The organism is Bacillales bacterium (assembly GCA_035700025.1).
In the GTDB taxonomy this organism is placed as follows: Bacteria; Bacillota; Bacilli; order Bacillales; family DASSOY01; genus DASSOY01.
Window position 1 is genome coordinate 1 of the sequence record DASSOY010000074.1, and the last position, 15,203, is coordinate 15,203.

At 50.5% G+C, this 15,203-nt stretch carries 15 protein-coding genes; all 15 read right to left on the reverse strand.

Annotation, left to right across the window (positions count from 1 at the left end; translation table 11 throughout):
• On the reverse strand, positions 1-821 hold an 821-nt coding region (gene sat, locus VFK44_13320; GenBank protein ID HET7629347.1), incomplete at its 3' end, for a sulfate adenylyltransferase.
• Between the two features lie 16 nt (positions 822-837).
• A complete protein-coding gene (locus VFK44_13325) occupies positions 838-1,650 on the reverse strand; it encodes a PHP domain-containing protein (protein HET7629348.1) in 813 nt (270 codons plus the stop codon).
• A 446-nt stretch (positions 1,651-2,096) separates the two neighbouring features.
• Positions 2,097-3,209 carry a S8 family peptidase gene (locus VFK44_13330; protein HET7629349.1) on the reverse strand — a complete coding sequence of 371 codons (1,113 nt, stop codon included), beginning with the start codon at positions 3,207-3,209 and terminating at the stop codon, positions 2,097-2,099.
• A 162-nt stretch (positions 3,210-3,371) separates the two neighbouring features.
• A complete protein-coding gene (locus VFK44_13335; GenBank protein HET7629350.1) occupies positions 3,372-5,012 on the reverse strand; it encodes a peptidoglycan-binding protein in 1,641 nt (546 codons plus the stop codon).
• A gap of 146 nt (positions 5,013-5,158) precedes the next feature.
• On the reverse strand, positions 5,159-5,653 hold the full coding sequence (locus tag VFK44_13340) for a VanZ family protein (protein HET7629351.1): 495 nt from the start codon (positions 5,651-5,653) through the stop codon (positions 5,159-5,161).
• Positions 5,650-6,807, reverse strand: a complete 1,158-nt coding sequence (gene wecB / locus VFK44_13345) for a UDP-N-acetylglucosamine 2-epimerase (non-hydrolyzing) (GenBank protein ID HET7629352.1) — start codon at positions 6,805-6,807, stop codon at positions 5,650-5,652. The genes VFK44_13340 and wecB overlap by 4 nt, the downstream gene beginning before the upstream one ends.
• A 68-nt stretch (positions 6,808-6,875) precedes the next feature.
• A complete protein-coding gene (locus tag VFK44_13350) occupies positions 6,876-7,637 on the reverse strand; it encodes a flagellar motor protein MotB (GenBank protein ID HET7629353.1) in 762 nt (253 codons plus the stop codon).
• Positions 7,634-8,431 carry a flagellar motor protein gene (locus VFK44_13355; GenBank protein HET7629354.1) on the reverse strand — a complete coding sequence of 266 codons (798 nt, stop codon included), beginning with the start codon at positions 8,429-8,431 and terminating at the stop codon, positions 7,634-7,636. Before VFK44_13355 ends, VFK44_13350 begins: the two co-directional genes overlap by 4 nt.
• 119 nt (positions 8,432-8,550) lie before the next feature.
• The gene (locus VFK44_13360) at positions 8,551-9,327 is read right to left on the reverse strand and encodes an ABC transporter permease (GenBank protein ID HET7629355.1); all 777 of its coding nucleotides are present in this window, start codon (positions 9,325-9,327) and stop codon (positions 8,551-8,553) included.
• On the reverse strand, positions 9,324-10,286 hold the full coding sequence (locus tag VFK44_13365) for an ATP-binding cassette domain-containing protein (protein HET7629356.1): 963 nt from the start codon (positions 10,284-10,286) through the stop codon (positions 9,324-9,326). Before VFK44_13365 ends, VFK44_13360 begins: the two co-directional genes overlap by 4 nt.
• A 229-nt stretch (positions 10,287-10,515) precedes the next feature.
• Complete coding sequence (locus VFK44_13370) at positions 10,516-10,980, reverse strand: DUF4944 domain-containing protein (GenBank protein ID HET7629357.1); 465 nt, start codon at positions 10,978-10,980, stop codon at positions 10,516-10,518.
• Between the two features lie 342 nt (positions 10,981-11,322).
• Positions 11,323-12,273: a mannose-6-phosphate isomerase, class I gene (manA, locus tag VFK44_13375; GenBank protein ID HET7629358.1), complete on the reverse strand. Its 951-nt coding sequence runs from the start codon at positions 12,271-12,273 to the stop codon at positions 11,323-11,325.
• 60 nt (positions 12,274-12,333) lie between these two features.
• A complete protein-coding gene (locus tag VFK44_13380; protein ID HET7629359.1) occupies positions 12,334-13,287 on the reverse strand; it encodes an ROK family protein in 954 nt (317 codons plus the stop codon).
• A gap of 93 nt (positions 13,288-13,380) precedes the next feature.
• The gene (locus VFK44_13385; protein HET7629360.1) at positions 13,381-14,586 is read right to left on the reverse strand and encodes an MFS transporter; all 1,206 of its coding nucleotides are present in this window, start codon (positions 14,584-14,586) and stop codon (positions 13,381-13,383) included.
• A 256-nt stretch (positions 14,587-14,842) separates the two neighbouring features.
• Positions 14,843-15,203 (reverse strand): 5-carboxymethyl-2-hydroxymuconate Delta-isomerase (locus VFK44_13390; protein ID HET7629361.1); only part of this gene is annotated, 361 nt, incomplete at its 5' end.

The following is a 15,203-nucleotide window of genomic DNA, read 5'->3' on the forward strand; positions in this document are numbered from 1 at the left end:
CGCGGACCGGCATAACGCATCGAAGCCGGATTGATCACAAGACGTACGCGTTCGAGCGGATAGTAATGCTCAAGCAGCACTTGATAGCTTTCCATCCTCACGTCAGCAGGCACGTCATCGGATTTTGTCTCGCCGACGAGCGGTTGAAGCAACAATCCATCGACGTTTTCAAGCGCCAATTTTTGAATATATTCGTGCGCCCGGTGCACCGGATTACGCGTTTGGAAACCAACTACTGTATTCCATCCGAGCTCGGCAAACATTTTTCTCGTTTCCGCCGGTTTTTTGTAAAACTTCTCGAACGGTGCATGAGTCGGGCAATTCAGCAACTGAATCGGACCCGCCAAATATATGTCGCCGCGATCGAACGTATTTTTCACGCCCGGATGGTTCATGTCTGTCGTGCCGTATACGTTCTTGCATTCATGAGCTTTGTCGTATTCGTATTTCTCTTCGAGGTCGAGCACACCGTAAGTGACTCCGTCTTCCCCGACAAGTGCAATCTCCTCGCCAATCGAAAGCGGCTCAGCTTCTTCGCGAGTAACCGCCAACGTCACTGGCAAGCTCCATACGAGTCCGTTGGACAGGCGCAAGTTTTCGACGACGCTCAAATAATCTTCTTTGCCCATAAAACCGGTCAGCGGGCTGAAACCGCCGATGCCGATCATTTCAAGGTCGGAAATCGTCCATTTCGAAATCGTCAAGGCTTGCATCGACTTCGCTTTCTCCAAGTAGTGCTTACGCTTCTCTCCTTCAAGCTCACGTTGAACCAGTACGCCTCCGTGAGGTTCGATTGTTTTCGCTGCCGTTTCAGTGGTCATCTGTGAATCTCCCTTTCTATTGGTTTGAAGAATTATCTGAATAGCCGAAACGCCCGATTCGGTGCTGATCATGATGAAAGTCAGAGCCTCCGGTCATCAAAAGTCCATAATGGTTCGCCATTTCGCGGTATCTTTCAACCGCCGCTTCATCTTGTTCCCGGTGCCATACTTCCAGACCGTCAAAGTCATACGTTTCCAGCAAATGCCGAACGAGCTCGTCATCGTGCAAATGGACCGGGTGAGCAAGCACCGCTTTCCCGCCGGCTTTATGAATCAAGTCAATGCCTTCTTTCGGCGTTAACACGACTTTCGGCAACGCACACGGTTTCCCGTCGGCCAAATAGTCGTCGAAGACAGACTGGACGTCCGCGATATATCCTTTTTCGACGACCGCTTTCGCAATATGGGGGCGGGCAATGACCCCTCCGCTCGCATGTTTTCTTACGTCCTCCATCGAAAGCGGCATGTTTAATTCGGAAAATTTCGCGACGATTCGTTCCGCCCGGTTCTCGCGCCCTTCCCTCATGCGGGCAAGCGTCGTTTCCAATTCCGCCGAATGAGTCAAACCGTAGCCGAGAATATCTACGCTTTTCTTTCCTTCTTTTGTGCTTAATTCTACTCCCGGAATCACCGTCACTCCAAGTTTCCGGCCCTCCTTAACCGCCTCTTCGATGCCTTCGAGCGTGTCATGATCAGTAACCGCGATCGTTTGCAAGGCTTCAGCCTTTGCCTTTGCCACCACTTCCTCGGGCGGATAATCCCCGTCCGAAGCAGTCGTGTGCATGTGGAGATCGAATGATCCCGTCTTTACGATTTCCTTCAAATCCAATCGGTTGTCCTCCTTAAGTATTCAACGGATGAACATTCGTTCACCTTGCTGCATAATCTTTTATCTTTTCGCCGTCCAGTCCAAAAATCTCTTGATCTCGTATAGGACGACGCGAATGAAAAACCCAATGGTAAAAATCGCCTAATTCAACTCGAACTCTTTCATTATAGCAAAAGAAAGCTCGTAATACGACACAGCCCATAATCTTTAAAACAAACGTCATTTTTGTCAATGGTTTGTGCGCCGCCACAGCGTGCTCGTCTAACCCATTGATGATTGAACGACACGATGCCCTTCATTCGATGTCCGTGTTTTTCCGCTCATCCAAACATCGGTGCCACTCGTGTAAAGGGGCCGTTTGTGTATGAGCGATACCGTACATTACCCCTGCCTGCGTTTGACAGCAAATAGCCGACCGCTGCGCGGCCGGCTGGGCTTTTTTTATATCATTGCTTCGTCCACTTGTACACCTCAATTTTGACGTTGGCGCCTTGGACCTTGCTCAAATCTTGTTTCGTTTTTTCAGCCAACCGCAACGCTTTCTTCTCATCGTCCGAAAAGCCGAGTTCCACGACATAACCGTCGCCGAGCGGTTTGACCTGGATCGTGTACGATGCTTCGGTGAAATCGGTGAGATGCAACAGTCCGTTTCCTTGTTCCAATGGACTGACACCGAGTGAAACGGTCTGTTTTGTCAGTTGAGCAAACAAGCGTCTTTCGTTCAATGTTTGGTGAAACTTTCGTTTGAATAACGCGTAGACAAGTGCGGCTGCCGCCGACACGTGCGGTGTTGCCATTGAGGTTCCGGAGAGGCGGGCGTATTTTCCGCCGGGAAATGTTGAAAGGACTTTCACACCGGGAGCGACGAGATCAATCTGGTTGTTGGAGTTCGAGAATTCGGCCATGCGCCGGTTTCCGTCAGCGGCACCGACTTCGACGACTTCTTTGTAGGCGCCCGGGTAACTCCTTTCCACCGTCGAATGCCTTCCGTCGCCTTCATTGCCCGCAGCGCAAACGACGAGGATATTTTGCTTGACCGCATGTTCGACGGCTTCGTGAAGTTCAGGGACATCGCGCGGTCCGCCGAGCGACATCGAGATGGCGCGTACCCGCTCCCCGTTCGGGCCAGCCCAATCCGCCGCATATCGTATTCCTTTAATAATGCTGCTGTAGGAGCCTTGTCCTTGACCGTTCAACACTTTTACGACAAGCAGCTTCGCTTTCGGTGCTGCACCGACCACACCGACATCATTGTTTACTGCCGCGATCGTACCCGCGACGTGTGTACCGTGAAAATGGTTATCCTCATAGTTGTCCGGGTCCCCATCGTAATCTGCGGTAAAATTTCTCCCATCGACGATTTGGCCTTGCAGATCCGGATGATCGGTTTGGCATCCCGTGTCGAGCACGGCAATGACATTGTCGGCACCGCTGTCCGCTTCTTTCCAAACTTCGGGGGCGTGAATGAGCTTCACGCCTTCAGGGACGACTTGCCGTTTCGGCGCTTCTACCACTTCCTCAATTTTGACAGGGACTAAACGAACCTCAGCTTCTTTCATTCCGCTCTCTCCCATCGATTTGAGTAGACCAAGAAAAGCCGATCCGTTTCGAAAGAACGTCGGCTTTTCGTACTGGCTGTCAATCTAGAATACAAAAGAATGGAAAAAGAAAGAAGTGGTAAACGTAACGAAAACGAAATTGAGTAAAAAGTAACACGGGCGCTAGAAAAACCGTTTCGCGCCGAGAAAATGCGAGTCCCAGTAATACAAGTCCAGATTGCTCACGGTCACGCCGGTCGAACTTCCGCTCTGGATGAATTGACCGTTTCCGATGTAAATGCCGTTATGCGACGGGCCGCTTTTGTACGTGTTCTGAAAAAACAAGACGTCCCCGGGTTTCAGCTCTTCCACTTTTTCGCCGTAATCCGTCCGCCACATGGAAGCGACCGTCCGCGGCAAGTCGATGCCGTTTTGTCCGAACACATATTTCACGAAACCGCTGCAGTCAAAGCCGCTAGAAGGCGACACGCCGCCCCAACGGTACGGGGTACTGATTAAATCGGCGGCATCGGCGAGCATGTTGAAAACGTTGAAGGATGCCGGAGATTTCGCGACTGTCTCGCCATTTCCGTCGACGACCGATCCGTTCGAACCGTCGGAACCGGAAGATGGTTCATTTTCCAGCGCAGAAAGTGCCGCCAGGAGCTTCGCTTTCGTATTCGGCCCGAATATGCCGTCGACGATCAGCGCGTGGGTGGATTGAAACTTTTTCACCGCCTCTTCGGTGTCAACACCGAAATAACCGGACGGCTGTCCTTCGAAAAGCCCTAATGCGAGCAATTGCTTTTGCAGCTGAACGACTGAATCGCCTCGCTCGTGAAAACGCAGCAAGCCGTCTGACACGGCCTCCTTCATATCGGAACGCTCCGCTGCTTTCTTGTCTGCCTTCGGACTCGTTGCTTTTTTCGAATCTTCAACGGACTTCTCGCCTGCCTCGTTATTCGCAGACGCCGGCTCATCACCATCGGACGAGCCGCTGAGCTTTGCGTAGGTGCGCGGCCCTGCAATTCCGTCGACTTTAAGCCCATGATCACTTTGAAATTCTCGAATCGCCCCGGCCGTCCGTTTTCCATAGATGCCGTCGATGCCATATGTATAATAACCGAGCGATTTCAAGGCTTGTTGAAGGGAACTAACTGCCGGACCTCGGGAACCGATTTTCAGCAAATGCGTAAACGAAGGCGTTTCCGCCTGCTTGCCTTTCTTCGTCTTCGGAACAGACGGCTTCTCTTCCCCTTTTTCCGGCACGGCAATCTTTTGTCCGTACAAATGCGTTAACGTGACTGGACCGGCGATGCCATCTTCGATCAAACCTTTCGAACGTTGATAGCGGCGAACCGCCGATGCCGTAATCGGACCGTATATGCCGTCGATTGCGCCGTCGTACACTCCTAGTGCCTGCAATTTCGTTTGCAGTTCGGCTACGGCCGCGCCTCGAGCGCCGATACGGATCAAATCCGATTTCTCCACTTTCGACGCCGAAGTCACCTGTATTGCGCCGTCGACACCGAGTTCAGCATACATATCGTCGCCAACCATGCCGGTTACTCGCAATTGATGGTCTTCCTGAAACTGCTTAACCGCCTTTTCGGTAATTTCGCCGAAATAGCCGGTGGACGTTGAAAAATGAAAATAACCTTTCTTCTTAAGCAAATCTTGCAAATGTTTCACATCGGGGTCTTTCATCCCTTGTTTAAGGGTTTGATCGCCGAAAGCGGCATGGGTGACGGCCGGGACGGCAAACATCGCACCGGCAAGAGCCGTTGATGTCACCATCGTACGTACAGTATTCTTATAGGTCATTCCCACAGCGCACCCTCCTTATAGGGGAAAGAATAAATACATGACAATGAAAATTTGCAGCCAATTTTAGGATGGAATGCCGAAAAATAGAGCTGTTTTTACATTTTACTAAACAATTGTTACATTTATATTACAAATTTATTTCATTACGATGACAAAGCTTTGTTTTTCCCTTTTATGACAAAAAAAGCGACAAAAGTCCCGATGAGCGCACTTGTCGAATCGAGAGCGACATCTAAGGGAAGGGGTGTTCGACCGCCTGTAAAATGTTGATGAATTTCATCGGAAGCGGCATAAAGTACAGAAAACAATAGCGCCGCTGTAAAAGCTTTCGCACCGTGCCGTTCTCGGGCAAAAAAAGCTCTGAATAATAAAACGGCCAGCACGAAATAAACGGAAAAATGCGCCCCTTTTCGAATAAAAAACTCAATGAAGCCTGTTGCCCCGAGCGCCTCAACACTGACTTCTTCCGCTGCATAATGAAATGTTACGCCTGAAAAAAGTTGCCTGACGAAGTCTTCATTTAAGTATTTTCCGAGCGTCGGCCGCAAATCTTGCTGTTCGTACGGCTGGGAAGAAAAGGCGAAAATCATCCCTGCCCACAGGAGAACCGGAAGCCAGTAAACAAGGAAGCGTTTCATCGAGAGTTCTCCGTTGAAAAATCGGCCGGGCGGTCCGCCACATGCCCGAACGAGCAGCGAATCGCCTGCACAATTCTTTTTGACGCATTCCCATCGCCATACGGATTCGAAGCTTTCGCCATCGTCCGGTACAACGCTTCGTCTTCAAGCAACGATTTCGCAGACGCGTACACGTCCGCCTCGTTTGTTCCGACGAGCTTCAACGTTCCCGCCTCGATGCCTTCCGGCCTCTCGGTTGTATCCCGTAAAACGAGCACGGGAACGCCGAGGGATGGCGCTTCTTCCTGCACGCCGCCGGAATCGGTTAAGATCATGTGCGCCCGGGCGGCGAAATTATGAAAATCGACGACATCGAGCGGTTCAATGAGATGAATGCGCGGGTGCCCGTCCAGCACCTTATGGGCCATTTCGCGAACGGCCGGATTCAAATGGACAGGATAGACGAGTTGAACGTCTTCATAGTCCGTAACAATCCGCTTGACCGCTTTAAAAATACGTTCCATTGGTTCACCGATGTTTTCCCTGCGGTGTGCCGTCATCAACAACAACCGGTCGCTGCCGACGGCATCCAGTACATCATGCCGGTAATCGGCGTCCACCGTTGTTCTCAAAGCATCGATCGCTGTGTTCCCCGTTACAAACACCGTCTCATGAGCCTTGTTTTCGCTTAACAAGTTACGCCGAGCTTCCACCGTCGGGGCAAAATGCAAATCAGCCATGACACCGGTGAGCTGCCGGTTCATTTCTTCCGGATACGGAGAGTACTTGTTCCACGTTCTTAATCCCGCTTCCACGTGGCCGATGCCGATTTCATTGTAAAAAGCGGCAAGTCCGGCTGCGAAAGTCGTCGTCGTATCGCCGTGGACTAGCACGAGATCCGGATTTACTTTCTTCAACAAGCAATCAAGACCGGTGAGCGCTTTCGTCGTCACGTCCGAAAGGGTTTGCCGGTCTTTCATGATATTTAAATCGTAATCCGGACGTATCGAGAAAAGACGCAGCACTTGATCGAGCATTTCGCGATGCTGAGCCGTGACGGCTACGATCGTTTCGATTTCGTCAGGATAGTTTTTCAGCTCATGAACGAGCGGAGCCATCTTCACCGCTTCCGGCCTCGTTCCGAATATGGTCATTACTTTTTTGACGTCGGTCACTTGAAAGCACTCCCTTACTGTCGTTCCCCTTCATAGTAATGGATAGCGCTTATTTTGTACATGAAACGTTAACGATCGGACATCGCTTCTCCTTCGGCATTGCTGTGCCGCAAAATAACGATGTTCACCCTGCGGTTTTCAGCGCGATGCGCATCCGAGTCATTCGGAACTTTCGGATGGTATTGGCCGTAACCGACAATTCGCAGCCTCGTCGGGTCCACTTTTATATGCTCCTGCAAGTATCGGCGCACACTTTGGGCGCGAGCCGTCGACAATTCCCAGTTCGAAGGAAATTCTGAACTCTCGATCGGCAAATCATCGGTGTGTCCTTCGATGCTGATCGGATTGTTTACCGTTTTCAACAGCCCGCCGACATCGCCTAACACCTCCAACGCTTGCTCCTTTAACTCCGCTTTGCCGAGATCAAACAATATTTTGTCCTGAAACGTAATTTGCACGCCTCGCGGCAAGTCGACGAGCGTCAATTGCGTCGTCAAATGATGTTCTTGGATGTAATGCTGCAGTTTCATGTACAATTCATCCAATTGTTCCTCATTGCTTTTGTCCTGTTCGGGAATTTTCTGATTAAAACTCGGCATGCGCGGCACGTCGAGGCCGAGCTCATTCGTTTCCGCCGTCTCCATCGTTTTGATCGCGAAGGCATCATGCAATGACTCAATCAAAGCGTTAAATTTCACCTTCTGAACTTCGCTCATAGAGTACAAAACGATGAAAAAGATTAACAGAAGCGTAATCATGTCCGCGTAAGTAATCATCCAACGTTCATGGTCCTCGTTACCGTGACCTTTTCGCCGACGATTTCTCCTCACGAAACTTCACTCGCTTCCACCTGTTCATTTTCGCTCGAATCTGTCTTTTTCTTTTCGACGAATGCGGAAAGTTTCTTGCGCAAAATATTCGGGTTTTCCCCGTGCTGGATCGACAGCAATCCTTCCGATTGCAGTTCTTTAATGAGCAGTTCTTGTTGGACTCGCGCTTGGATCTTGTGCTGCAGTGGAAAATAAATAACGTTTGCGCTAGCCACGCCGTACAAGGTGGCGATAAACGCGACCGCAATCGATCCGCCAAGCGTGTCCGGGTTTTCCAAATTGCCGAGCACATGGACAAGCCCCATGACCGTTCCGATGATGCCCATCGTCGGCGAAAAGCCTCCCGCCTTTTCGAATACTTTCGCTACTTCCAAATGCCTTTCTTCGTAAAGCTGCATTTCGCGGTCCAAAATATCGCGAATCAATTCCGCCTCGACGCCGTCAATCGTCAGTTGCAGCCCTTCGAACATAAAGGAATCGTCTTCGAACCTTTCGGCTTCCGATTCAAGCGCCAACAACCCTTCCCGCCGTGACAGCTGAGACAGTTCAACAAGGTCTTCAATCGTATCTTCCGGATTGAATTTTCTTTCCATGAACGCCATTTTCAAAATGTAAGGCAGTTTTTTCAACACGCGAAACGGCGTGCCCGCAATGACTGCCCCGAAAGTACCGCCGAACACAATCATCGCCGCCGTGATTTGCAACAAAGATCGGGCGTGCCCGCCCTCCAACAAAAACCCCATGATCAAAGAGATAATGCCGAGCAATATGCCGATCAGCGTCGTTAGATCCATAAATAAAAACCCTTTCTTCGTATGCCATGTTGCTCAAAACGTTTCTTTTCTCTATATCGGCATAAGGAAAGGAAAGTTAAAGGGACAGAATGGATTTTTTTACGAATGACCATGAATCATTACCCGCGGCTGACGGCTTGCTTCGCACTCATTGCGGCGAAGGTGATCGTAATTGCACACACGAAAACGACGACCCCGAACGCTGTCAGCAAGTCGGAAGCGACCCAGCCTGAGATTAACAACGAGCGCATGCCTTCGAAAATGTAAGTCGTCGGATTGACAAGCGCAGCCGCCTTCAGCCAGCCGGCGGAAATCAGGTCGTAAGGCACGAACGTTGTGCTTAAAAACAAGAGCGGGAAAAAGATGAATGTCCCGGCTTGCGCCGCCTGCGCATTTTTCGTGCGAAGCGCGAAACCGACCGAATAGCCGGCAAAAGCAAGTCCCCAGCCGATCGCGAGCAAGAGCAGAACAAGCACGCCGAAAAAGCCGGCGGCGACGTGCAATCCCATCATAAAAGCAACGACCAAAATGAGGCCGGTTTGGACGAGCAGCTGGAGCATGCCGGCGATGATCGGGCCGAGCACGATCGCGAGCCGCGAAGCGGGCGTCAGCAGCAGGCGGGAGAAGTAGCCGTTTTCGAGATCGGTGACGAGCGTCTGCCCGGCTCCGCCTGCCCCGCCGATGGCGCCGGAAACGATCGAAACGGGTAAAATAAACGCCAAGTAGCTCGCGCCGTTAAAAGCCGGCATGGAAGCGATGCCGCTGAGGCCAGCTTGGTAGACGAGTAAAAAAAACAAGCTGATGACGAGGTTCGGAACGAAAGCGAACGGGTTGCGGATCGTCGAAGTCACGCTGCGTTTCGTGAACAGCCACGTATGAAGAAAGAATGTCTTCATGTTAACGCCTCCCGTTCTTCTTTGTAGGTTTCTCCCGTCATATGCAAGAACACGTCGTCGAGCGTCGGCGGGGAAACGTTCAAGTGAACCGGCTGAAGCCCGCAGCGGTCGAGGATGCGAATGATTTCCGGCAGCATCGACGTGCCGTTGGCCAAATACAACCGCAGCTGCTGTTCGGTTGTGCGGGCTTCAGCGGCGAGGTGCGACAGCTGCTCGGATGCGTCAGCGGCTTGTTTTTCGGTAGAAAAGGCAAGCTCGACGACGTCTTCGCCGACCGAACGTTTCAGTTCTGCCGCCGTGCCGCCGGCAACAATTTTACCTTGATTAATAATGCTGATCCGATCTGCCAGCTGATCAGCCTCTTCTAAATATTGCGTCGTCAGAAAGATCGTTGTGCCCCATTTTTCGTTCAACTGACGAATTTCATCCCAAATGATTTTCCGATTCGATGGATCAAGCCCCGTCGTCGGCTCATCGAGAAACAAAATTTTCGGCTTTTGCACGAGCGTCAAAGCCAAATCGAGCCGCCGCCGCATGCCGCCGGAATACTTGCCGCACGCCCGGTCAGCGTCTCCAGTCAACCCGACGAGCTCGAGCAATTCCTCTGCGCGCTTTATCGCGTCGATTTTCGTGAAGCCGAACAATCGAGCCTGCAACACAAGCAATTCGCGTCCCGTTAAGCCGGGATCGATCCCTGTTTCCTGCAACGCCACACCGATCTTTTTGCGTACCTGTTCCGGTTCGGTTTTCACATCATAGCCGGCCACTTCAATCGTCCCCGATGTCGGGTTCAACAAGGTCGTTATCATTTGAACCGTCGTTGACTTGCCGGCCCCGTTCGGTCCGAGAAACGCGAAAAACTCGCCTTCCTTGACGTCGAAAGAAACATCATTCACCGCGCGAATGTTGCCTTTGAACGTCTTGACAAGGTTTTTCACTTCAATCACCTTTGCTGTCATGCGTAACCCTCCCTGCATCATTTTCAAATGCGTAAACTCATTATATACTGAACGGTTAATTGATTAAAAAAGGATACGCGAGGAGGCGCCCGTTCCTCGCGTATGGCCGTTAAGATCTTATAATTCTTTTCATAATGAAAACCTTCTTATTTTTTATAATTTTAACGTTTTCTTGCTTGAATTTCGTATTATCAAGCCTTCACATCTATTTAAAATTTGTACCAAGGGGTCAGAATTTATTAAATAAATTACTCAGTTCACTCCATATACTTTTCTTTTCCATTTTAAGAACTATAGCATCTTGATAAGAATGAATACCATTAGTCCAATGAATAATGGCTACTAGCCGATCCTTATTTCCTGGCCTTGAGGTAAATCCAACGAAACTTAGATCATTTATATTAGAATGACTCGCCGACTTTTTTACGTCGGGGTCTCCTGCTCGATATTTACCATTAACACGATATTGAGTAAATGTAACTTTAATTTGTTTCAACTCATTTGAAGATCCCATCCATTTGAACTTTCCAAAATATGAATTCGTCTTAAGTTGTTTGTCTTTGTACAAGATGGCTTTCCATTTCCCATCATCGCTGTACCCCACCCACTCAGGGCTCAAAAGAGAAATATTTATCGAAATGAAAATTAAGGAAAACAATATTAAAATCATAAACCAACGCTTTTTATTTCTCATTGATACTCCCCTGTTGCACACATAACATGTGTAAAAAATTGTTTTATAACAATAAGTATACAAATAACGGACATTCTACTACAACCTCTTCTTTGTGAAAAACAAACATATAATGACGACAATTAATCTGGTATTTCAGTATAATGATGGAAGGAGGAGGGAGCTGACGCTCGCCGAATTGTTTTCCGACGACCTTTTGAAAGCACGACCTGCTTTTTTCGTTTTCGTGCGACTGGCAGTCCCGTAGATTGCTAATAGACATCTGATCCTCTAGAATTGAATGTTCCTTAGCATGGAAAAGTGTTAAAAAAGAGGCACTAGTAAAAAATCACCTCTCATCCATTATGGATGAGAGGTGATGCCGACCGCCGTTCCTTCGACGTCAAACGCGCCGAGTCCCGATGGAAGAATGAGGTGATCTCCTTTTTCAAAAGGAAAGTCTTGGCCGTTGGCGGAAATTTGCCCCGCGCCGTCCAAAATGCTGACAAGGCAGAAATCCGCGTCTTGTTCAAGCGTCGCCTTCCCGTTCAGTTCCCAAAGGCCGACGGTAAAGTATTTGCTGTTCAACAGCGTCGTGAATGTCGTCTCCCCGATCTTTTTTACCTCGCGCCGCAATTCCGGATCCCGATGAGGCACTTCGATCACGTCGAGCGCTTTTGCCAAATGAAGTTCCCTGCCGTTGCCGTTTTCATCTTTCCGATCGTAATCGTATACCCGGTAAGTCGTGTCCGAACTTTGCTGCGTTTCCAAAATGAGCGCTCCCGCCGGAATGGCATGCACCGTGCCGCTTGGTACGTACAAGAAGTCGCCCGGCTTGATTTTTACCTTACGCAGCAATTCGGACCAGTCGTCTTCGTCGATCATTGTTTTCAACTGTTCTCGGCTTTCGGCGTGATGACCGAATACGAGCTCCGAATCTTCGTCACAATCAACGACATACCAACATTCCGTTTTTCCGCGTTCTCCGTTCTCATGCGCCCTCGCGTAGGCGTCTCCGGGATGCACTTGCACGGACAAATCGTCGTTGGCGTCGATCAATTTGACGAGCAACGGAAAAGAATCTTCTTTCCTATCGCCGAACAGCTCCCGGTGTTCCGCCCAAACCGCCCCGAGCGGCATCCCTTCGAATACGCCGTTCTTCACCTTCGTCTGCCCGTTTGGATGAGCCGAAATCGCCCAGCATTCCCCGGTACGGTCGGACGGAATGTCATACCCGAACCGTTCGCGCAACGCCGTTCCGCCCCAAATTCTTTCCTGAAACACCGGCTCTAAGAAAATCGGATCATGCTTCATTCCAACACCCTCCTTTTCGGCTGAGTCAATGCGTGTATGTACATTATTCGACGCAGGCGTTCAATACCTGTCCTCCATCGCCAGCGCAGCCGCGCCAATGACACCGACGTTTGAGCCGAGCTTCGCTTGTACAAACGTTACCGCTTCGACGTTTTCTTCCATCGCATAAAGACCGACTTTTGCTTTGACGGCCTCAATGTAGCGCGGTTGACCGAGCGCAACGCCGCCTCCAATGATAAAGACCGATGGATTCAATGCTGTAATTACGTTCGCCAACGTGATTGCCAATGCGTCTTCCGCCTTTTCAATCACCTGGCGTGCAAGCGGATCGTCTTCATCAAATGCCGCGAACACTTCTTTCGCCGACAATTGGTTTGTTCGTGCAAGTTCGAACAACGGGTGGTTTTCGTCTTGCAGCACTTGCTCCGTCATCCGATTGGCGATCCCGGTTCCGGAAGAAAACGTTTCAACGCAGCCGTTCCGCCCGCACCCGCATAACGGCCCGTCCTTTTCGAAAATCATGTGCCCGAATTCCGCGGCGCTCGAAGAAGCTCCGGTATGCAAGCGGCCATTGGAAATAATCCCTCCGCCGACCCCGGTGCTTACCGTGACATAGGCCGCATACGGATGATCCCCTTCCAGCGAAAAAAGATATTCGCCGAGTCCAGCCAAGTCGGCATCGTTTCCGAGCGATACCGGCATTGAAGGAAAGCGGTTTTTGACTTTTTCCACGATCGGATAATCAATCCACGTCGGCAAATTCGACGGTTTCAATATCAATCCTTTGTTGGCGTTCAGCGGACCCGGCGATCCGATCCCGATCCCTTGCACTTCATGTCCGGACTTCTCGAACAATTTTTCTAACACTGCGTTAATGTTCGCTGCCGTATGATCCGGACCTTTTTCCACTTCCGTCGGAATCGTTTCCTCGGAAACGACCTTCCCGCGTTCATCCACTAAAGCGATGGCCACCTTCGTTCCGCCGATGTCCACACCTGCCCACACTTTTCCCATTCTCGACTCCCCCTCCGTTCATCTCTTTTTTTATTATAAAGGAAACTTGGCTGGCGCCAAACCCTTGGCGCCCGATGCCGATCCGGCGCTCGCTCATCTTTGCCCACCGGCGGAAAGGCTTTTCTGGCCGACCGCGGCCGCTGCCCGCTCCCGCTTCTTTTTACGAACTACCCCGTAAGCCGTGATGCCGAGGCTCCCGGCGAACGCCGTCACGCTCATGACACCGTAAAGAACGTGGCCGCCGGCTTGATCCATGAGGAAGCCGCCGAGCAAACCGCCGATAATTCCCGACAAGCCAAAAAAGACGGAAATGAATAAGAGCAATCCGGTTGCTTGCAATTCCTTCGGAACCACCTTCGTCACGTATTGGACGCTCGCCAAATAGAAAATGCCGAAGGTGATGCCATGCAGCACTTGAAAGAAAACGAGCCAGTGCGGATCGGTGACGAAAGCGTATAAAACCCAGCGCAGCGTGTATAAAAAACCAGCGAAAGTGATAAATGTCAGCTCGTGAAAGCGGCGAAACCAGGCGTAGCCGAGGGCGAAAACGGCGGCCTCGCTGGCGACGCCGATGAACCAGGCCCAGCCGACGAGCGAATCGGTACCGCCGAGTGATTTGACGTAAATGCCGATGAAGCTGTCGTTCGTGCGATGAGTCACGGTGATGAACAAAATGAGAAAAAGAAACAGCAAAAACGGAAGGTCGTTCGTAAGCTTGCGAACGTCCTTCAAGCGAAGCTTCTTGTTTGAGACTTTGACGTCAGAGACGGAAAAGCCGGAAAGGAGGGCGAGGAATCCGAAAAATAAAAAGGGTAAAAGGATTCGCTCGACGCCGATGACGGAAAATATTGCGCCGGTCAGCAAGGAGGTCGTGGCGAAGCCGATCGAGCCCCAAGCGCGAATTCCTCCGAAGGAAATGTTCTTTTCAGCAGCCGTTCGCTGCGACAAGCTGTCCCCGAGCGCCCCGAGCGGGGACATGAAAAAGAACAAGACGAATCCCGTCATAATCATGAGCATAAACGCGTCCATGCTGAAAAAAAGCAAGCCGGCGAGCAGAAAGCCGACAAGGCAGATCATGAGCATTTTTTTGACGGTTTTGTATTTGTCGCTCATGTAGCCCCAGAACGGCTGTGAAAACAAAGACGCGAACGGACCGACCGCGAGAAGCGCACCGATTTCAGCACCGCTCAACCCTTGGCTTTTAAAATAAATCGGCAAAAACCCGATCATGATTGCATTTGTAGAATGAAAAAAATACTGGTACCCGCGTAAAAAGCCGACGGATCTCTTTTTTAGCACATTGCTCTCCCCAATCCTTCACCCATACCCACATTTAACCAGAAAAACGAAACAAATGAAACTTAATCGCTCTGTCTATTTTAATGACGATTATGGCGAAAAACAATCAGTCGAAGCTCACAAATGCAACGGGGATCACTCGCAGGCCAGACAAGACAATCAAAATGTTTTCATAAAATTGCCAGCCGTTCCTGCCGCCGTTTCTCAACCGAGAATGGGGAGAAATAAAAAAAAAGCGACCGTCGGGTCGCACAGGCTAGTTAAACCGTTGATGAATGTTATTCTGTTTGTACGTCGGGTGCTGGAACTCAAACAGTTCGAGCGACAGCGCCAAGAAGCGGTCGGCAAACGCCTTTTCGAAGTGGCGTTTCATTACTTCGAACAGCGCCTCGCACGCTTCCTTTTTTACTTCGGCTGACCGCCCGCCGCCGATCTTCAACGTCACGTGCACGAAAGCATCGTCTTCTGCGCCGTCGGCAACCCGGTAATCGTGCAATTCGATCGCGCGCGAGCGAAGGCCGCCGGTCGGAAAGTGATCGCTGCGCGCCAGCAGCACTTCGTGAAATTTTTTCAACAAACCGGGAATGTCAGCCTCCGGATTTAAATTGTCCGTATAC

Excerpts from the sequence above, each read along its gene's own strand:
- VFK44_13360 (HET7629355.1), bottom strand. The coding sequence starts at position 9,327 with ATGAAGACATTCTTTCTTCATACGTGGCTGTTCACGAAACGCAGCGTG.
- VFK44_13335 (HET7629350.1), bottom strand. The coding sequence starts at position 5,012 with ATGACCTATAAGAATACTGTACGTACGATGGTGACATCAACGGCTCTT.
- manA (HET7629358.1), bottom strand. The coding sequence starts at position 12,273 with ATGAAGCATGATCCGATTTTCTTAGAGCCGGTGTTTCAGGAAAGAATT.
- VFK44_13355 (HET7629354.1), bottom strand. The coding sequence starts at position 8,431 with ATGGATCTAACGACGCTGATCGGCATATTGCTCGGCATTATCTCTTTG.
- VFK44_13370 (HET7629357.1), bottom strand. The coding sequence starts at position 10,980 with ATGAGAAATAAAAAGCGTTGGTTTATGATTTTAATATTGTTTTCCTTA.
- VFK44_13380 (HET7629359.1), bottom strand. The coding sequence starts at position 13,287 with ATGGGAAAAGTGTGGGCAGGTGTGGACATCGGCGGAACGAAGGTGGCC.
- VFK44_13330 (HET7629349.1), bottom strand. The coding sequence starts at position 3,209 with ATGAAAGAAGCTGAGGTTCGTTTAGTCCCTGTCAAAATTGAGGAAGTG.
- VFK44_13340 (HET7629351.1), bottom strand. The coding sequence starts at position 5,653 with ATGAAACGCTTCCTTGTTTACTGGCTTCCGGTTCTCCTGTGGGCAGGG.
- VFK44_13365 (HET7629356.1), bottom strand. The coding sequence starts at position 10,286 with ATGACAGCAAAGGTGATTGAAGTGAAAAACCTTGTCAAGACGTTCAAA.